Annotated in this window: 17 protein-coding genes; 9 read left to right on the top strand and 8 right to left on the bottom strand. The window is 68.3% G+C overall.

The window, feature by feature from the left end; translation table 11 throughout:
- The first annotated feature begins 213 nt into the window (after positions 1 to 213).
- Positions 214 to 1,347, top strand: a complete 1,134-nt coding sequence (locus ACFVWR_RS12905; protein ID WP_387212429.1) for a DUF1611 domain-containing protein — start codon at positions 214 to 216, stop codon at positions 1,345 to 1,347.
- Between the two features lie 3 nt (positions 1,348 to 1,350).
- Here ACFVWR_RS12905 and ACFVWR_RS12900 read toward each other — a convergent pair whose 3' ends face one another.
- Positions 1,351 to 2,019 (bottom strand): TetR/AcrR family transcriptional regulator, encoded by a 669-nt coding sequence (locus tag ACFVWR_RS12900; RefSeq protein WP_387212426.1) that lies wholly within the window; start codon positions 2,017 to 2,019, stop codon positions 1,351 to 1,353.
- Between the two features lie 72 nt (positions 2,020 to 2,091).
- Between ACFVWR_RS12900 and ACFVWR_RS12895 the strand changes: the two genes are divergently transcribed.
- Positions 2,092 to 3,630 (top strand): MFS transporter, encoded by a 1,539-nt coding sequence (locus ACFVWR_RS12895; protein WP_387212423.1) that lies wholly within the window; start codon positions 2,092 to 2,094, stop codon positions 3,628 to 3,630.
- 98 nt (positions 3,631 to 3,728) lie between these two features.
- Here the strand turns inward: ACFVWR_RS12895 and ACFVWR_RS12890 are convergent, their stop codons facing one another.
- A complete protein-coding gene (locus tag ACFVWR_RS12890; RefSeq protein WP_387212420.1) occupies positions 3,729 to 6,296 on the bottom strand; it encodes an ATP-dependent Clp protease ATP-binding subunit in 2,568 nt (855 codons plus the stop codon).
- A gap of 102 nt (positions 6,297 to 6,398) precedes the next feature.
- Between ACFVWR_RS12890 and ACFVWR_RS12885 the strand changes: the two genes are divergently transcribed.
- Positions 6,399 to 7,502 (top strand): DNA glycosylase AlkZ-like family protein, encoded by a 1,104-nt coding sequence (locus ACFVWR_RS12885; RefSeq protein ID WP_387212418.1) that lies wholly within the window; start codon positions 6,399 to 6,401, stop codon positions 7,500 to 7,502.
- Between the two features lie 3 nt (positions 7,503 to 7,505).
- Here the strand turns inward: ACFVWR_RS12885 and ACFVWR_RS12880 are convergent, their stop codons facing one another.
- Positions 7,506 to 8,270, bottom strand: a complete 765-nt coding sequence (locus ACFVWR_RS12880) for an SDR family oxidoreductase (protein ID WP_387212415.1) — start codon at positions 8,268 to 8,270, stop codon at positions 7,506 to 7,508.
- A gap of 101 nt (positions 8,271 to 8,371) precedes the next feature.
- Between ACFVWR_RS12880 and ACFVWR_RS12875 the strand changes: the two genes are divergently transcribed.
- Positions 8,372 to 9,211 (top strand): helix-turn-helix transcriptional regulator, encoded by an 840-nt coding sequence (locus ACFVWR_RS12875; protein ID WP_387212412.1) that lies wholly within the window; start codon positions 8,372 to 8,374, stop codon positions 9,209 to 9,211.
- A gap of 69 nt (positions 9,212 to 9,280) precedes the next feature.
- On the top strand, positions 9,281 to 10,183 hold the full coding sequence (locus ACFVWR_RS12870) for a hypothetical protein (RefSeq protein WP_387212410.1): 903 nt from the start codon (positions 9,281 to 9,283) through the stop codon (positions 10,181 to 10,183).
- A gap of 27 nt (positions 10,184 to 10,210) precedes the next feature.
- Here the strand turns inward: ACFVWR_RS12870 and ACFVWR_RS12865 are convergent, their stop codons facing one another.
- A complete protein-coding gene (locus tag ACFVWR_RS12865; protein WP_387212407.1) occupies positions 10,211 to 10,807 on the bottom strand; it encodes a ClpP family protease in 597 nt (198 codons plus the stop codon).
- Positions 10,804 to 11,379, bottom strand: a complete 576-nt coding sequence (locus ACFVWR_RS12860) for a ClpP family protease (protein WP_387212404.1) — start codon at positions 11,377 to 11,379, stop codon at positions 10,804 to 10,806. Before ACFVWR_RS12860 ends, ACFVWR_RS12865 begins: the two co-directional genes overlap by 4 nt.
- Positions 11,380 to 11,590: 211 nt before the next feature.
- On the opposite strand from ACFVWR_RS12860, the gene ACFVWR_RS12855 reads away from it, so the two are divergent.
- The 4 genes from ACFVWR_RS12855 to ACFVWR_RS12840 are packed head-to-tail and all read left to right on the top strand — an operon-like array spanning position 11,591 to position 14,725.
- Positions 11,591 to 12,253 carry a hypothetical protein gene (locus ACFVWR_RS12855; RefSeq protein ID WP_387212401.1) on the top strand — a complete coding sequence of 221 codons (663 nt, stop codon included), beginning with the start codon at positions 11,591 to 11,593 and terminating at the stop codon, positions 12,251 to 12,253.
- Positions 12,240 to 12,596: a hypothetical protein gene (locus ACFVWR_RS12850; RefSeq protein WP_387212398.1), complete on the top strand. Its 357-nt coding sequence runs from the start codon at positions 12,240 to 12,242 to the stop codon at positions 12,594 to 12,596. Before ACFVWR_RS12855 ends, ACFVWR_RS12850 begins: the two co-directional genes overlap by 14 nt.
- Before the next feature lie 21 nt (positions 12,597 to 12,617).
- The gene (locus ACFVWR_RS12845; protein WP_387212395.1) at positions 12,618 to 13,487 is read left to right on the top strand and encodes a hypothetical protein; all 870 of its coding nucleotides are present in this window, start codon (positions 12,618 to 12,620) and stop codon (positions 13,485 to 13,487) included.
- 20 nt (positions 13,488 to 13,507) lie between these two features.
- Entirely contained in the window at positions 13,508 to 14,725 is a 1,218-nt protein-coding gene (locus ACFVWR_RS12840; protein ID WP_387212392.1) for an OmpA family protein, read from the top strand.
- A gap of 49 nt (positions 14,726 to 14,774) precedes the next feature.
- Here the strand turns inward: ACFVWR_RS12840 and ACFVWR_RS12835 are convergent, their stop codons facing one another.
- The 3 genes from ACFVWR_RS12835 to ACFVWR_RS12825 are packed head-to-tail and all read right to left on the bottom strand — an operon-like array spanning position 14,775 to position 18,330.
- Positions 14,775 to 15,293, bottom strand: a complete 519-nt coding sequence (locus ACFVWR_RS12835; RefSeq protein WP_387212389.1) for a hypothetical protein — start codon at positions 15,291 to 15,293, stop codon at positions 14,775 to 14,777.
- The gene (locus ACFVWR_RS12830) at positions 15,290 to 16,903 is read right to left on the bottom strand and encodes an MFS transporter (RefSeq protein WP_387212386.1); all 1,614 of its coding nucleotides are present in this window, start codon (positions 16,901 to 16,903) and stop codon (positions 15,290 to 15,292) included. The genes ACFVWR_RS12835 and ACFVWR_RS12830 overlap by 4 nt, the downstream gene beginning before the upstream one ends.
- Positions 16,900 to 18,330, bottom strand: coding sequence for an ATP-binding protein (locus tag ACFVWR_RS12825; RefSeq protein WP_387212383.1), 1,431 nt, complete (start codon positions 18,328 to 18,330; stop codon positions 16,900 to 16,902). Before ACFVWR_RS12825 ends, ACFVWR_RS12830 begins: the two co-directional genes overlap by 4 nt.
- Between the last annotated feature and the right edge of the window lie 59 nt (positions 18,331 to 18,389).

The raw sequence follows: 18,389 nt of genomic DNA, 5'->3' as shown, positions 1-18,389 counted from the left end.
GCGAGGGATCGCCGGCCGCCACCCGAACGGCTCCCGCGAGAGCATCCCGAAGCATCCTCAGCAATGACTGCTAGCGTGGGCAGGTCGGCACGTCGCCGACGTCAGGGAAGACTTCTTCGAGAGTGTCGCCTCCTCTGATCCGTTCAGAGGAGCACCATGCCCGCGTTCAACCGACCAGCCGGCCTGTCACCCACTGCAGCATCCACTGCGGCCGTGGCCACCGCACCAGTCCCTACAGCATCCCTTCGGGCCACCGCCGTCGTCTACTGCGAGGGCAACTTCGGCGAACAGGACGGCAAGACGGCCAACGGCCTCATCCGGCACTCCGAGAAGTACGAGATCCTCAGCGTCATCGACAGCCGGTGCGCTGGCGCCGACTCGGGGATGTTCCTCGACGGCGTGCCCAACGGCATCCCGGTCGTCGCAGACCTCGCCGCAGCGATCGACGAGACCGGTGAGCTACCAGCGAACCTCATCTTCGGGATGGCACCGGCGACAGGCATGCTCGACGACGCCCAGCGTTCGGTGATGCTCGACGGAATCGACCGAGGGATGAACCTGGTCAACGGCCTGCACGAGTTTCTGGCCGATGATCCGGAGTTCGCGGCAGCGGCGTTGATCGCGGGCGTGACGATCACCGACATCCGTCGGCCCAAAGCAAAGAAAGACCTCAAGCTCTTCTCGGGCCGCATCTTCGACGTGACCTGCCCGCGCATCGCGGTGCTCGGCACAGACGGGTCCATCGGCAAACGCACGACCGCGACACTCCTGGTCGACGCGCTGGTGGCGCGCGGTGTCAAGGCGGTCATGGTCGGCACGGGACAGACGGCGCTCATCCAGGGCGCGCGCTATGCGGTGGCTCTGGATGCGACGGTTCCGCAGTTCTGCTCGGGCGAGGTCGAGGCGCAGGTCGTGGCAGCGTTCGAGAACGAGAACCCTGACGTGATCATCGTCGAAGGCCAGGGCGCCCTGAGTCACCCGGCCTATCTGACGAGCGCGTACATCCTGCGCGGCAGCCGCCCGGAGGGAGTGATCGTGCAGCACGCACCCAAACGACAGGCCCTGGGCGACTATCCGGCGCTGCCGATGCCGACCGCTGCGAGCGAGATCGCTCTGATCGAGGCTTTCGCCGACACGAAGGTCATCGGGGTGACGATCAACCACGAAGAGATGACGGATGCCGAGATCGGCGCCGCCATCGACGAGCACGAGCTCGAACTGGGCGTGCCGGCGACCGACCCGCTCACCCGCCCGCTCGACCAGCTGGCCGACATGGTGCTGCTCGCCTTCCCTGAGGTGGCAGCAGCGTCCGCACGTCGCAGTGCGACGGGGCCGGCCGCGACCTGACCGCTAGCGCGACCCGGCGCGCAGGCCGACGGCGGGTAGCAGCACCCCGTCGATCAGCGAGATGAGAAACGCCCGGTCGACGGGCTTGCGCAGAACGAGCACCCGATAGGCGACCATCGACGGCGTGATCTGCGCGAGCGTGTCGATGTCGCAGTCTGCGGTGATCTCACCGCGCTCGATGGCCCGCTTCATGAACAGACGGTTCACGGATGCACGGGGCTCGACGATCGCGGCGTTCACCGCTTCGGCGAGTCCGGGCTCCTTTGCCAGCATCGACATCAGCCCGGCCATGATCTGCAGCTTGCGCTCACCGTCTTCGATGCGGTGCGGTTTGATCATGGCGACGAGATCCCCACGCAGAGTGCCGGTGTTCGGCAGGGCATCCGGGTCGACGTCCGCCTTCTTCATGCAGGCGACGGCGTCGATGACGAGGTCTGCTTTCGAGGCCCAGCGCCGGTAGACGGTGGCCTTACCGGCTTTGGCCCGTGCGGCGACCATGTCGATGGTCATGCCGTCGTATCCGGTCTCGGCGAGCACGTCGATGGCGGCCTGAAGAATCTCGGGGTCGCGGGTGTGGTCGCGTTTGCGGCCGAGTTTCGGCGCGTCCGCGCCGGCCGGTGCGGCGGTCTCGAGCTGCGTCATTGCGGCGTCCTCCGTGGTGTTGCTTGTCATTGAGACTATTCTAAGGTTAATTCTAGAACTTGATAGATCCGAAACTGGTTAGTTTCGTATATGCTGACCTGCATGTCACAGACTTCCTCGACCGTTTCGGGTGCCGCGACCGCCCCGGGAGCTCGACCCGTGAGCTCCCGCCGCTGGTGGACACTCGTCACCGTCGCCCTCGCCCAGCTCATGGTGGTGCTCGACTCCACTGTGGTCAACATCGCCCTTCCGTCCGCCCAGGCCGACCTGGGATTCTCCAACGGCGACCGCCAGTGGATCGTCACGGCCTACTCCCTCGCCTTCGGCAGCCTGCTGCTTCTGGGCGGCCGCATCTCCGACCTGATCGGACGAAAGCGCGCCTTCATCATCGGTCTCATCGGCTTCGCCGGCGCTTCGGCGCTGGGCGGCGCGGCGGGGACCTTCGGGATGCTCGTGGGCGCCCGCGCCCTCCAGGGCGTGTTCGGCGCACTGCTCGCGCCGACGGCACTGGCCGTGCTGACGACGACGTTCACCGTTCCGAAGGAGCGCGCCCGCGCGTTCGGCATCTTCGGCGCCATCGCAGGTGCCGGCGGCGCGGTGGGACTCCTGCTGGGCGGTGTTCTCACCGAACAGTTCGACTGGCGCTGGAACCTCTACATCAATGTGATCATCGCGATCGTGGCCGTCGTGGGCGCGGCGTTCTTCGTGACGTCGCTGAAGCGCTCGGGCCCACGCCCGAAGCTCGACCTGCCGGGAACGGTCTTCGTGTCGGGCGCCTTGTTCGCTCTGGTCTACGGATTCTCGAACGCCGAGACCGACGGCTGGGGCTCGCCGCTGACCTGGGGCATGCTCGCGGCGTCCGGAGTTCTGCTCATCGCGTTCGTGCTCTGGCAGCGCCGCGCAACCCATCCGCTGCTGCCGCTGTCGATCGTGCTGGACCGCAACCGCGGCGCCTCGTACAGCTCCATCCTGATCGCCGGCGCTGGGATGTTCGGCATCTTCCTGTTCGTCACCTACTACCTGCAAGCATCGCTCGGCTTCACTCCGATCCAGACTGGGCTCGCCTTCCTGCCGATGATCCTCATGCTGATCACGGCCGCGCAGCTGTCCACGAACATCTTCGTGCCGCGGTTCGGCCCGAAGGTGATGGTGCCGATCGGCATGACCATCGCGATGGTCGGCATGCTCTACCTCACGCACCTCGGCGTCACGGCCAACTACGCCGTGGACATCCTGCCGGGTCTGATGATCATGGGCTTCGGAATGGGCTCGATCATGCCGGCGGCCATCCAGACCGCGACCCTCGGCGTCGACGGCCGGTTCGCCGGAGTCGCCTCGGCGATGGTGAACACGAGCCAGCAGGTCGGCGGCTCGATCGGAACGGCCCTGCTCAACACGCTGGCGGCGACCGCTGCGACCGACTACCTCGCGTCGCACATCCCGCCGACGGCGAGCGTCGGCGCGCAGGCAGCAGTGCACGGCTACGCGACCGCGTACTGGTGGGGCGCGGGCTTCTTCGCCTTCGGAGCGGTGCTCTCGGCCCTGCTCTACCGCCGCCGCGCCACGGCCCCGGCGACCGGAGAGACTGCCGCGACAGCCGCCGCCACGTCGCCGACGGCGGAGCCGGTCGCCGCCCACTAGCGGCGAGCCGAAACTGCGACCCTGTAAACCAGAAACGCTCCCGGGACCGAGGTCCCGGGAGCGTTTCTTCGTTGTCGGCGCTGAGCGCTCGTGGCAAGCTACGCGGCCAGCGGCATCCGCGCGTCGGCCGTCACAGCGAGGGAGCCGTCGCGGACGTCCAGGTGAACTGTGCCGCCATCGACGAGGTCGCCGCTGACGAGCAGGTCGGCGATGCGGTCGTCGACCTCGCGCTGGATGTGGCGCCGCAGGGGACGCGCGCCGTACTCGGCTTCGTAGCCGTTCTCGGCGATCCAGTCGACCGCCGCGTCCGTCACATCGAGAGCGATCTCTCGAGTGGCGATCCGTGCGGCCGTGGCGTTCAGCAGGAGGCGGACGATGCCGCGCAGCTGAGCGGTGTCCAGCTTGCGGAACAGCACGATCTCATCGATGCGGTTCAGGAACTCGGGACGCATCGCCTCACGGAGCTTGCCCATGACACGGTCGCGAAGATCCTTCTCCGAGGCGAACCCGGAAGCGTCGCCGGAGGCGCCCATGGGCACGAAGCCGAGCGCACCGCTGCGGGAGGCGAGGAACTCCGAGCCGAGGTTCGAGGTCATGATCACCACCGTGTTGCGGAAGTCGACCGTGCGGCCCTGCCCGTCAGTGAGGCGCCCGTCGTCGAGCACCTGCAGGAGCAGGTTGAACACATCCGGATGCGCCTTCTCGATCTCGTCGAACAGCACCACGGAGTACGGGTTGCGACGCACGCGCTCGGTGAGCTGGCCGGCTTCGTCGTAGCCGACGTATCCGGGAGGGGCACCGACGAGTCGCGCCACGGTGTGACGTTCGCCGAACTCGCTCATGTCGAAGCGGAGCATGGCTTTCTCATCGCCGAAGAGCGACGACGCGAGAGACTTCGCGAGTTCGGTCTTGCCGACACCGGTCGGCCCGAGGAACAGGAAGCTGCCGACGGGGCGGCGCTCGTCCCCGAGTCCGGTGCGGTTGCGACGAACCGCCTTGGCGACAGCGACCACCGCGTCGTCCTGACCGATCACACGCTGGTGCAGCTCGGACTCCAGACGCGCAAGGCGCTCGCGGTCGGCCTGTCCGACCTTGCTCACGGGGATGCCCGTGGCACGGGAGACAACCGCGGCGATCTCGGGCTCGCCGACCACCGCATCCTGCTGCGGGCGCGAGCCGAGTTCGTCGAGCGAACCCTGAACCGACTCGATCTCGTCACGCAGCCGAGAAGCCTCCTCGTAGTGCTCGGCACTCACGGCGGCGTTCTTCGAAGCTTCGAGGTCTGCCAGCCGGGCGAGCAGCTCCGAGGCGTCGATCCGCTTGCCGAGCGAGAGACGCAGACGGGCACCGGCCTGGTCGATCAGGTCGATCGCCTTGTCGGGGAGGAACCGGTCGGAGACGTAACGGGCGGAGAGCTCGACGGCGGAACGGATGGCCTCGTCCGTGTACCGCACGCCGTGGTGCTCCTCGTAGGCGCTGCGCAGTCCGGAGAGGATCAGCACGGCATCCTCGACACTCGGCTCACCCACGGTCACGGGCTGGAACCGGCGCTCGAGGGCGGGATCCTTCTCGATGCGGCGGTATTCCTTGAGCGTGGTCGCACCGACGAGGTGCAGGTCTCCGCGGGCGAGACGGGGCTTCAGGATGTTGCCCGCATCCATGCCACCCTCGCCGGACCCTCCGGCGCCGACAACGGTGTGCAGCTCGTCGATGAAGACGATCAGCGAATCCCGGTGCGCCGAGATCTCGTCCATCAACGTGGTGAGCCGCTCCTCGAAGTCGCCGCGGTACCGGGTTCCGGCGAGCATGGCAGGCAGGTCGAGGGAGACGACCCGCTTCTCGAGCAGCTGCTCGGGAACGGCGCCGTCGACCACGGCCTGCGCGAGACCCTCGACGATGGCGGTCTTGCCGACACCGGCTTCGCCGACCAGAACGGGGTTGTTCTTGGTGCGACGCGAGAGGATCTCGACGGTCTGCTCGAGCTCGTCGAGGCGGCCGATCACGGGGTCGAGCTTGCCGGTGCGGGCGAGCTCGGTGAGGTCGGTGCCGAACTGGTCGAGCATGGGCGTCTCAGAAGCCTCGGCCCCGGCTCCGTCGGTCGCCGAACCGTCGCCGGCCGCGCCGGCGCCCACGGTGGACGTCTCGCGGAGGGCGGAGGTCAGCGCCTCGGCCGTGACGCCGGCGTTCTGCAGAACCTGCCCGGCGGGCGAATCCTGCACGATGACGAGCGCGAAGAAGAGGTGCTCAGGGTCGATGTAGGTCGAACCGGATGCTCGCGCGACCTGGTACGCGTGGAACAGCGCGCGCTGAGCGGACGGGGTGATGGATGCGGAGTCGATGTCGATCGCGGTGAGACCGGACTGCGGAAGCCGCTGCTCGGCGGCGACGGCCACGCGGCCGGGGTCGACGCCGATACGGCGCATGGCGTCGGCTGCGGGCTCCTGCCCGACCATCACGCGAAGGATGTGAAGCGAGTCGAGCTCGCGGTGGCCGTGCTCCAGGGCGAAGCGCCCCGCCTCGGCGAGGATCTCCTGGGTGCGGCGACTGAGGAAGCGACTGATGTCGATCGAGCGCGCGGAACGCGCGCGCTCACCCGCGAGATAACGGGCGAGGAACTCGTCGAAAGAGTTGCTGCCGTCACCATCGGGAGTGAAGTTCTCGGGCACGAAATCTCCTGTTTCTTGAAAGTTGAGTCGTGAACACTCAAGTTCAACACACGGGCGGGGATGTTATTCCCGGGTGCAGCAAGACGTTGCTAGCGTGAACCCATGACTGCGGTGACCATCGCCAAGGAGGACGCTCGGCGTATCGCGATCCGGGCCCAGCGTCTCGACGCCGACCGTCCGACCGACCTGCTCGACCTCGTGCGGGAGCTGACCTATCTGCAGCTCGACCCGACGGCGGCCATCGCGCCGAGCGCAGAGCTCATCGCATGGTCGCGGCTCGGCTCCTCGTTTCAGCCGACAGCGCTGAAGACCGCCATCGAGGTGGACCGCACCCTGTGGGAGCACAAGGCGCAGGATGAACAGACCAGCCCGGCCATAGCGATGGTGCGCTCGACGGCCGACCTCGGGTTGCACCTGGCCGAGATGACGCAGGGCGTGCGCTACAAGGATGCACGCGAGTGGCTCGCGGCCAACGAGCGGTTCCGGCGCGATGTGCTGGCCAGGCTGCGAGACTCCGACGGCCCGCTGCTCTCGCGGGAGATCGCCGACACCGCTCAGGTGCCCTGGGTCTCCACGGGGTGGACCCACGATCAGAACGTCACGCGGATGCTGGAGTTCCTCGTCGCGGAGGGCGAGGTCGCGACGGCGGGCCGGGTCGGCCGCCAGCGCACGTTCGACCTGGCCGAGCGCGTCTACCCCCGGGGCGTGGTGGCCCTTCCGCTCGACGAAGCCAGACGCATCCGGGATGAGCGACGGCTGTCGGCCCTGGGGATCGCCCGAGCGCCGATGGTCGGCGAGGCTGGCGAGCGGGTGCGGGTCGAGGGCAGCGACCGCGAGTGGCGGGTGGCGCCGGACGCGATCGCCCGCCTGAGCGCCGAACCGTTCGTGGGACGCACAGCCCTGCTGTCGCCGTTCGACCGCCTGATCCACGACCGGGTGCGCTCCCAGGAGGTCTTCGACTTCGAGTATCTGCTCGAGATGTACAAGCCGGCCGCCAAACGGCGCTGGGGCTATTTCGCGCTGCCGATCCTGCACGACGACCGCCTGGTCGGCAAACTGGACGCGCTCGCCGACCGCAAGGCGGCTGCGCTCGTGTTGACCGCGATCCACGAGGATGTGCCGTTCACCAAGACGATGACGGCGGACGTGAACGCCGAGATCGAACAGCTGGCCGGGTGGCTCGACCTCACGGTCACGACCGGCTGACGGTCACTTGCCGTGCGGGTCGCTGGCGTTGAGCGTCGCGACGACCTGCTGGTAGTCGCCACGCGCCTCGCCGAACCTCAGGAACTTCACCCGCTCGACCAGGATCTCGTTCGCCTCGGGGCTGCTCTCGAAGAGCGACACCACCTCGGCGATGAACTCGTCCAACGGCATGGCGTGGTCGTTCTCGCTCTGCCCGGGCATGAGGTCGGTCTGCACCGACGGCGGCACGAGTTCCACGACCTTCACCGTGGTGTCGGCCAGCTGCAACCGGATGCTCTCGCTCAACATGTGGATCGCCGCCTTGGCAGCGTTGTAGCTCGGAGTCGCCTTGAGGGGTGCGAAGGCGAGCCCGGACGACACGGTGACGATGGTCGCGTCGGGGCGGCTCTGCAGGTGCTCGACGAGAGCGCCGATCAACCGGATGGGCCCGAGCACGTTGGTCGTGATGACGGCCTCGGCCGTGTCGACGAAGCCCGCCGGCGTGTGCCAGTCCTCGACTCGCATGATGCCGGCCATCGCGACCAGCACGTTGAGCTCCGGATGCGCGGCGATGACCTCGGCCGACGCGGCGGCGATGCTGGCGGCATCCGTCGTGTCGATGCGGACGGTGCCGATGCCGGGATGTTCGCGAGCGATCGTCTCGAGCAGATCGGTGCGGCGCCCGCCGACGATGACGGTGTTGCCTTTCGCCTGCAGGGCGAGGGCCAGCGCGAGGCCGATGCCGCTGGTCGCGCCGGGGATGAAGATGGTGTTTCCTGTGATGTTCATGCCTCCACTTTCGGCGAACCGAGCGCGAAGCGGGAGAGGAGCGTTCATCGGGGGATCGCCGATCCCTGGTTACCGGCAGCTCGACCCCTCATGATGGAGATATGGACCGCCCAGCGCTCGCCGACTTCCTCCGCACCCGTCGCGGAGCGCTGCAACCGTCGGATGTGGGGCTCCCGTCGGGTGCGCGCCGCCGCGCTCCGGGGCTCCGCCGCGAGGAGGTCGCGCAGCTCGCCGCGATGTCTGCCGACTACTACACGCGTCTCGAACAGCAGCGAGGGCCGCAGCCGAGCGAGCAGATGCTCGCCTCCCTGGCCCGAGCGCTTCGCCTGACCGCCGACGAACGCGATTACCTCTACCGGATGGCCGGCCACAACGTTCCCGACCGGTTCAGCGGCTCGGGACACGTGTCGGCCCCTCTCCAGCGGGTGCTCGACCACCTCGACGACTCCCCCGCCCTGGTGATCTCGAATCTGGGCGAGACCCTGGTGCAGAACCGGCTCTCGGCCGCGCTGCTCGGCGACCGCTCGGGCTTCACCGGGCTCGACCGGTTCGAGGCGTATCGCTGGTTCGTGCATCCGGAGACCGAGCGCAGCCGCTACCCCGAAGACGACCGCGACCGCCAGAGCCGCGCGCAGGTCTCGTCGCTGCGAGTCGCTTACAGCACGATGGGCGCCGAGTCGCGAGCGGGCGAACTCGTGCGCGCGCTCCTCAAGGCCAGCCCGGAGTTCGCCGAGCTGTGGGAACGCCACGAGGTCGCGAAACGGTTCGAAGACCACAAGACGCTCGTGCATCCGGAGCTCGGCCCGATCGAGCTCGATTGCCAGGTGCTGTTCACCGAAGACCAGTCGCAGTGCCTTCTCGTGCTGACGGCGCCGCCGCGGTCGGAGGGGGCGGAGAAGCTGGCCCTGCTCGGCGTGCTCGGCACGCAGGCGTTCAGCTGACGACGACTGTCCTCGCCGCGTGAGCGGACGGTCTTGTGGGGCCCGCGCCACCGCAGTACGGTGGCGCGCATGGATGTCACCGAGTGGCTGCTCGACTCCGATCCGGCGATCCGCTGGCAGGTGCTCCGCGATCTGACGGATGCCTCCCCCGACGTGGTCGCCGCCGAACGCGCCCGCGTGGCCACCGAGGGCTGGGGCGCCGCTCTTCTCGCCGAACAGGACCCGGAGGGCACGTGGGACGGCGACGTGTTCTTTCCGCCGTGGACGTCGACGCTCAACACGGTGCAACTCCTCCACGACCTCGGCATCGATCCGCAGAGCCCGGAGACCCGGCGAGCGATCGACCTGGTGGCCCGCAACGTGCACTGGCAGGAGGAGTTCGGCAGCAACCTTTACTTCGACGGCGAGGTCGAGGCCTGCATCAACGGACGCGTCTTCGCGGCGGGTGCGTATTTCGGGCATCCGAGCACGGTGTTGCGCGATCGCCTGGTGGGCGAGCGTCTGGCCGACGGCGGCTGGAACTGCTACGTGCCGCCGAGCGAGCGCTCCTCTTTCAACAGCACGATCTGTGTGCTCGAGGGCCTGCTCGAATACGAGACGGCCGTTGGCGCCACCGCGGAGACGACGGAGGCGCGGCGAACCGGCGAGCAGTACCTCCTCGATCGCGGGTTGCTGCGCCGGCTCTCGACGGGTGAGATCGTCGACGAAGACTGGACGAAGCTGTCATTCCCCGTGTACTACTCCTACGACGTGCTCCGCGGGCTCGAGTACTTCCGCGCGGCCGGCGCCGAGCCCGACGACCGGTTCGCCGAGGCGATCGCCCTGATCGAAGGCAAACGGGATGCGGACGGCCGCTGGGCGCTGGAGCACACCCACGAGGGCAAGCAGTGGTTCGAGATGGAGCCCGAGGGCGAGCCGAGCCGCTGGATCACGCTCCGCGCACTCCGCGTGCTCGCCTGGTATCACGCCTGAACGGCGGCTGCCGACCCGCCCGCGCGCTCACCCGCCGACTCGCGGTTGGAGCACGTGGTCGACGAGTCCGTAGTCGCGCGCGCTCTGAGCGGTGAAGACCCTGTCGCGGTCGGTGTCGTGCCGGAGGGTCTCGATCGACTGACCGGTGTGCTCGCTCAGAATCGACTCCAGCTCGCCACGGATGCGAACCACCTCGTCCGCCTGCAGGATGAGGTCGGGAATCGTTCCCTGACCACGAGCCGCCGGCTGATGCAGCACGACGCGGGTGTGCGGAAGCACGGCCCGTCGCCCGGTGGCGCCGGCGGCCAGCAGCACGGCACCCGCGGCGATCGCCTGCCCGACGCACGTCGTCGCGACCGGCGACTGGATGTACTGCATCGTGTCGTAGATCGCGAGCATTGAGGTCATGTCCCCGCCCTCGCAGTTGATGTAGAAGTTGATCTCCCGGCCCGAACCGTCGGAATCGAGGTGGATCAGTTGGGCGATGAGAGCGTTCGCGACGCCGTCATCGATGCCCGTGCCGAGGTACACGATGCGCTCGCTGAGGAGGTGCGAGTACACATCCATGATCCGTTCGCCGCGCGGATGCTGCGCGATCACGTTGGGGATCGTGTAGCCGCTCACGGCATCACCTGCTCGAACGAGTCGACGATGCCGTCGACGAAGCCGTAGTCCAGCGCCTGCTCGGCGGTGTACCACCGGTCGTGCAGCGAGTCCTCGAACACGCGCTCGACGCTCTGGCCGGTGTCGTCGGAGATGAGACCGAGCACGACATCCCGCGTCAATCGCAGATCGTTGGCCTGCACCTCGACCTCGACGGCCGAGCCGCCGATTCCGGCCGACCCCTGGTGCATCAGGATGCGCGCGTGCGGCAGCGCGAACCGCTTGCCTTTCGCGCCGGCCGAGAGCAGGAACTGGCCGGCGCTGCAGGCCAGCCCGAGCGCGAGCGTGCTGACGTCGCAAGGCACGAGCCGCATCACATCCCGGATCGCCAGCATCGACGGAACGGACCCGCCCGGCGAGTGAATCCAGAGCGAGATGCCCGCGCGCGGATCCTCCGCCGCGAGGGTGAGGAGCTGCGCGATGAGCAGCGATCCGTTGTCGTCGTCGAGTGGTCCGTCGAGCACGACGACGCGGCGGAACAGCAACTGCTGCCGCATGCGATCGTCGAACTGTGGTTTCTTGTCGTCTGCCATGGGACGAGCCTCCCCCGCCCTGAGCTCTCGCGCAGCAGACTCTGCCCAGGGCAGATCTGCCGTGGGCAGACGACCTCGCGGGGCCGACAACGAGGCCGGTACCTCACACCCCGCTATCGGGATTCATTCGACATTCGCCTAGAAGTTTGCCAGGACGCGTGCGTACGCTCCGATGCCTGACCATGCGGGCAGAACGATGGAGGGGATTCTCTTGGCACCACGGCCACACCGCGCGCCACGCGCAACGCGCAGCCCCTTCCGCGTCGGCCTCCTCGCCCGGCACCGCCTCGAGCGGCTCGCACTGCAGGACTCGGCAGCGATCGCAGCGCAGTCACGGTCGGATAACGATCGCGCGATCGCCGAGACGACCACGCCGACGGTGCAGGCGATCCAGGCGCACGCCAACGCGTACGCCCGCCGCGAGGAGCAGCGCTTCTTCTCGAACGTGCAGAACGAGCTGACCGAGTACCGCGTGCTCACGAAGTCGCTCGAGGCCGATCTGGCCGTCTACGAAGAGAAGACGGCCGGGCTGTCGCTCGCCGACCGCGAAGCGATCGCCCGTGGCAGTGGTCCGGCGATCGAGGAGCTTCGTCGCGTCGAGCGGCGGATCAAACGCGGCCACCGCCGCGCCGACGAGCTGTCGGCACTGATCCACTCGCGCTTCACAGCCGCGAAGCTGCGCGCGGGGCGCTACTACGACTTCTCGGACGAGCGCATCGCCATCTACTGGGGCGCGCTGCGGCGAGCGTCCGCCGGCACGGTGGCCGATGGGATGCGCAGCATTCCGGCACTCGGCCGCCCCGACTGGCTGACCACCAAAGAGAACACCAAGCTGATCGAACTCTGGCAGGGGAGAACCGATGTCCAAGCGTGACAAGCCGCTGGCCGACTACGCCGTTCCGAAGACACGGCGACTGCGCCGCCGGCTGCTCTGGCAGCTGCGCCGGATGCGTGACGCGGTCGACGTCGAGACGCTCGAAGTGTTCGAGCACGAGCTCGGTGCATTCGAACGCGCGGGGGTGGCCGACATCGACCGGCAGCGCACGCGCAACGTCGCGACCAGTGCGGCGCGGGTGGCGACGGCGCAGAAGCGGGAGGAGCTCATCCGCACCGCGATCATTCGTGCTGAGACCGACATCCGCCGCGCCGAGGTGGCCGCCGAGCGGCTCGACGCCAAGCTCGTCGGCCACGACCCCGACCTGCACAACTACGCGTGAGCGCCGAACAGGAGAACTGACATGGCAAGAGACATCGTGTTGAGGCCCCCGCGCATCCGGTCGGGCGTCGGGCACATCTCGCCCTTCGCCCACGTGATCGTCTACGTGCTGCTGCTCGGCATGATCACCGTCGACTACGTACTGCTGTCGCAGGCACTCACCCTGCTGCTGCGCAACGACAGTCAGTACGGCTCCATCGGACTGCAGATGTATGTGATCACCCTCGGCATCTCGCTCGCCGTGGTGACCCTGCCGCACGTCGTCGCGATCGTGATGCGCCGCATCCAGGCGGGGGTCATGACCCGGCGCTGGTCGATCGTCGCGGTGGCGCTCGCGCTCGTCTGGGCCGCACTGCTCGCGGCGATCACGATCGCCCGCATCAAGGCGGGCATCGACGCGCAGAACGCCGGAGGTCTCACCGGTCTCACCGGAGCGACGACGGCACCGGCGACGACCGGATTCTCCTGGTCGGCGCCCGACACGATCATGGCCTTCCTGATGCTCGGCGTTCTGGCCACCTCCGGTGCCATCAGCTTCATCGCCGCGTGGCTGACCACCCGGCCACTGCTCACCGCCGCGGAGAAGGCGCACACCCATGTCGAGAAGCTGCGCGTGCACCACGACCGCCTGCTCGGCGAGGCCGTTGCGGCTCGCGAAGAGACCATGCAGGCCATGCGCCTCGACCATGAAGACGCGGTGCGCTACACCGGCGCCCGCATCACGTTCGCGTCGCGCGTCGACCTCCTGCGCGCCCAGCTGGCGACGAAGCTCGCCCAGCGCGAGCGCGACCCGGAGAGCACGAGCCAGATCATCCGGGAGCTGAAGGCCCGTCACGTCGCCGAGCCGTCCGAGATCTCGCCCGCCATACCGCCCGCGCAGCTCACCGACTGAGCCGCCCCGAAAGGACCCCCGTGATCCGCACCCCCCGCCCTCGTCTCTTCGCCCGCCGCTCCGTCGGCCGGGCCGGTCTCGCAGTCGCCGCCGTCATCGCCCTGGCGGCCGGCCTCACGGCGTGCGCGCCGGCCACCGCATCCGGTCAAGCGTGCGACCAGTCGGCCAGGCGCAACCTCGGCGTCGTGGCGGGAAGCACCGCCAACGCGCCGACCGCCGCGCTCCCGACGTCGGCGGTCACCCAGCTGGCGGCCGTCGGCAAGAGCAACGGCAGCGTGACCGTCGTCGTTCCGTCGGGAACCCCGCAGGTGATGGGCACCACGGTGATCGGGTCGACGGCGCAGGATGCCGTCGTCTGCCAGAACGACCAGCGCACCAAGCTCACCCAGATCACGTCGTACATCAACGCCCTCAAGGCGTCGGCTCCCGAGGTCGACTTCCTCGGCTCCATCGAGCAGGCCGCCCGCAACCTCGGCGCCAACCCGATGGGCGTTCTCGTGATGGGCAGCGGCCTGCAGACGACCGACCCGCTCGACTTCGCGACCAGCGACGTGCTGTCCGCCGACCCGGCGCAGGTGGCAGGCGACCTCCAGACCAGGGGTCTGCTCCCCACCGATCTGAAGGGTGTGACGGTCTACTGGGCGGGGATGGGCGACGTCGCGGGGTCGCAGAGCCCGCTCACCATCCCGGCGCGCAGCAACCTGGCCGCGATCTGGACGGCGATCATCAAGGCCGCGGGCGGAACGCTGTCTCTGCTGCCCGAACCCGCATCGGGCTCGGCTGCCGCCGGGCTGCCGACCGTGACCGCTGTTCCCGTCGCCGCGGTGCAGACGAAGACCGATTGGACGCATCCCATCGTCATCCGCAACAGCGAACTGCTGTTCACGAAAGACGCCGCGACGTTCTCGGATGCGGGCGCCGCCTCCGCCGTTCTGCAACAGCTCGTGCCGTCGATCGAGCAGAACGGCCAGGCCGTCACGATCACCGGCACGGCGTCGAAAGACCAGGCGACGAACAACACCGCCGACACCGCTCTGTCGCTGCGCCGCGCCGAGGCCGTGAAGTCGGCGCTCGTCGCACTCGGCGTGCCGGCGTCGCTCATGACCACGGCCGGGGTGGGCTACGAGTGGTGCGGTTGGAAGAGCGAGACCGATGCGTCGGGCGGGTACTCGGATGCGCTGGCCGAGCAGAACCGCTCGGTGATCCTGACGTCGGCGGGCGTCGACCTCTGCGGCTGACTTGCGGCTGATCGGCGGCTGATCGGCGGCAGCGAGCCCGTCTACCGGGTCAGTGGATCACGGCCTTCAGAAGGATCATCGCGACCCCGAAGGCGGCGGTGCCGAGGCAACCGAGGATGCGCACCGGCCAGCTGCTACCTCGAATGGTGAACGCGCTGTAGCCGATGACGCCGAGGATGACGACCCCCAGCCAGAGCGCGGTGTAGATGGCGACGTCATCCGGGATCGCATGCAGGGCGCCGGCCAGCAGAACGACCGACGGCAGCAGCGCCGACGTCAGAAAGCCGAGCGACCGTCGCAACGAACGCCGCAAGGCCGTTCCGAGGGTCGTGGTGTCTCCTTGCACGACGCCGTGACCGGCGACCGTTCCGGCGTAGACGTGGGCGCACCAGAACACGATCACGGTTCCCAGCACCGTGACGAACGTGGCCCAGGAGCTGGCGTCGTCGGCGCCCGAAACGACGATGATGCCGCTGACGAGGATGGTTCCGTAGACGGATTCCGCGGTGATGAGCGTCTCCCGAGGTTCCGGTGGGCTCGCGGAGGCGGCGCGGTCGGGCGCGCTCATCGAGCCGCCGCCTTCGACCGGGGTCGCCCTCCCACCTCGTGGGGAAGACCACGGGCGAACGCGAGCGACAGCAGGCTGATGGCGATGAGCCCGAAGAAGGAGACGCGCAGCGACGAGAGCTGAGCGTCGCGGTAGATGGTGGTCAGAGTCTTCGCATCCTCATCGGAGAGCCCGGCATCCTCTGCGATCTTGTCGACGCTCGCCGCCGGCACGATGGCGAGACCGCCCTGGGTGCGCTCGTCCACGATCGAGATCGTCTGAGCGGAGAGCTCGCTGCTCGCGACGCCGGAGGCGAACGAGGTCGACAGTGCACCGATCAGGATCGAGCCGATCAGGGCGGTGCCGAGCGAAGAACCGAGGTTCTGGAACACCCCCTGCAGCCCGCCCACCTCGCTGGTCTCCTTCTCGCTGACGCTCGACATGTTCACGTTGCCGAGCTGCGAGGCGAGCAGACCGAGAGCGGCACCGGCCAGGAACATCCCGGCTGCGAACAGCCCGCCGCGCAGGTCGGTCGTCACCGAACCGAGCAACAGGAGCGCGCTGAGAACGAGCACGAGCTGACCGACCCAGACGATCCGCCGCGGCGACCACCGCCGGGAGAGCCGGGTGCCGACGATGGAGAAGAGGATGATCGCGATCGACAGCGGAAAGATCTTGATACCGGTCTGCAGCGCGTCGAAGCCGAGCGTCATCTGCAGGTAGACCGGAACCATGAAGAACAGCCCGGCCGTCACCGCGTACTGCGCGCCGAGCACGGCCAACCCGCTTCGCAGCCGTGTGATCGAGAACATCTCGACGTGAACGAGCGGTGAGGCTCCCCGAGCCACGAGACTCCGCTGGCGCCGGACGAAGAAGTAGATGAGCACGGCACCGACCACCATGAGCCAGGCCGTCAGGGAGATGCCGAGCGGCGCGATCGGCACCCCGCCGATCTCGGGCGAGACGAGAGGGGTGACCCAGCCCCAGGTCTTGCTCTGCAGCATCCCGAACACCACGAGCACCAGCCCGACGGCAGACAGCAGCACGCTCACCAGGTCGATGCGCACCGCCTGCCGCTCGGTGTCGTCTTTCACCACGCGCGTGAAGATCACGACGACGGCCATGATGACGACTTCGGCGACGAACACGTAGCGCCAGCTGAAGTAGGTCGTCACGAACCCGCCGATCAGGGGGCCGGCGGCCACCGCGGCACCGGACACCGCGCCGATGATCGCGTAGGCGGTGATCCTGTCTTTGCCCTTGTAGTTGTCGGCGACGAGCGCCGCGATGGCCGGGATGACGAGCACTGCACCGAGGCCTTCGACGATCGACCAGCCGAGAAAGAGAAACTGCACCGTCGGGCTCAGGGCGGTGATGAGCGAGCCGGCGGCGTACACGCAGGCTCCGATCACGAAGGCGCGGCGCCGGCCCCAGACATCCCCGAGCTTGGCCCCGAGAAGCATGACCGCCGCCATGGTGAGGGTGTAGAAGGTGATCGCAGCCTGCATCGCGGCGACGGTCGTCTTCAGGTCGGCGACGACTGTGGAGATCGACACGTTCATCACGGTTCCGTCGAGCACCATGACGAACTGGGCGCAACCGAGGATGATCACCACCGACCACTTCTTCACGAGGACACCCCGATCGAGTCGCGCGACGCGCGAAGCGGAACCCCGACATCCGCGCCGCCCTCCCGGGTGAGACGGCGACCCATCCGCACCATCGTCGGCGCCGGAACGAAGCCGCCGGCGAACAGCGCCTCTCCTTGCCGAAAGCCGGGCGAGCGCGCGAACATCGCACTCGGTACGAAGCCGAAGATCGTCGACAGCTCCTCCAGATCGCCCGGAGCGGTCATCTTCATCAGGGCGAGATTGTCGCACTGCGAAATGATGCTCGGGTGGATTCGCGACGGGCGCTGGGTCGACAGCAGCAACCACAGCCCGAACTTGCGACCCTCGGCGGCGATCTGGATGATCCGCTCGCGCACGGCCACGTGCAGCGGACCCGTGCCGTCGGGCGAGCACAGATTGTGCGCCTCGTCGATCACGATGAGCAGCGGGCGCCGCTGTTCGCGTTTCGCCCACAGATCGTCGAGCACCGCCATCGCGACCACGAGGGCTTCGTCGGGAAAAGTGAAGCCTCCGAGGTCGAGCACCGTCGCGTCGGGCCGTGTCTCGACGATGTCGGTGACCGCCTGGTAATCCGCCGCCCACACGCTCCAGTCGATGACGCGCAGGTTCTCCACCCTCGAGGCGAGGGCGAGAGCGGATGGCGTTCCCCGTTCGATCAGGCGCGGCACGATGTGCTCGGCCTGCAGCGAGCCCAGCGTCTCGGACAGGTGCATCAGCTCGTTGAACTCCCCTCGGTCGTCGAGCGGATCGAGGTGCAGCACCGCCCCCTGCGCGGCGATGGGGAGGTCGACGAACCGCACGCGCAGTGAATCCGGGTCGGGAGACGACGGACGCAGCACGCGGATGTCGCGCCGTGCGATCTCGCCCACGGCCGGTTCCACCGCCGCGCCGGCCGGGCTCTCCGCCGGCTCGCGCAGGCGCACGAAGTCGCCGTTCGGATCGAAGACCACCATCGGCAGCGCCGTGTGGAGCAGCAGTTGCTCGAGCACCACTCCGAGCGCGTACGTCTTGCCGGAACCGCTCTGACCGCACCAGAACGTGTGCCGGTTGAAGCGGTGCGGCAGCAGGCGAACCGCAACCTCCGGATCGCCGAGGGTCGTGCCGATCTCCAGGGTCGCACCGACGGTCTTCTGCACGGCGTCGATCGATGCACGGTCGGCATCCATCATCTCGGCCGCGCTGAACGGGAACGAGCGCCGGCCGTCGAATCGCCCGTCGCTCGAGATCACGCCGAGGATGCGACCGGAGCCGGAGAGCGGCCCGCCGATGGCGGCGCGCACCTCGTCGACCTGGCCGAGTTGCGTCACGCCGTCAGGAGAGCGCAAGGCGACGACCCCGCCGGTCTCGATGACTGCCCCCGGCGCCGCGGCGAACTGGAACAGACGCCCGTCGAGAGAGAGCGCAGTGTTGCCGATAGCATCCGTCATCGTCGCCATCCATCCAGGGCCGGAGGACCCCTGAGGCACAGAGTAGCGTCGCCGCTGCG

The sequence above is a fragment of the Leifsonia sp. NPDC058292 genome (assembly GCF_042880955.1).
Lineage (GTDB): Bacteria > Actinomycetota > Actinomycetes > Actinomycetales > Microbacteriaceae > Leifsonia.
Note: the sequence above shows the minus strand (reverse complement) of the source record. Positions and strands in the feature narration are given on the sequence as shown.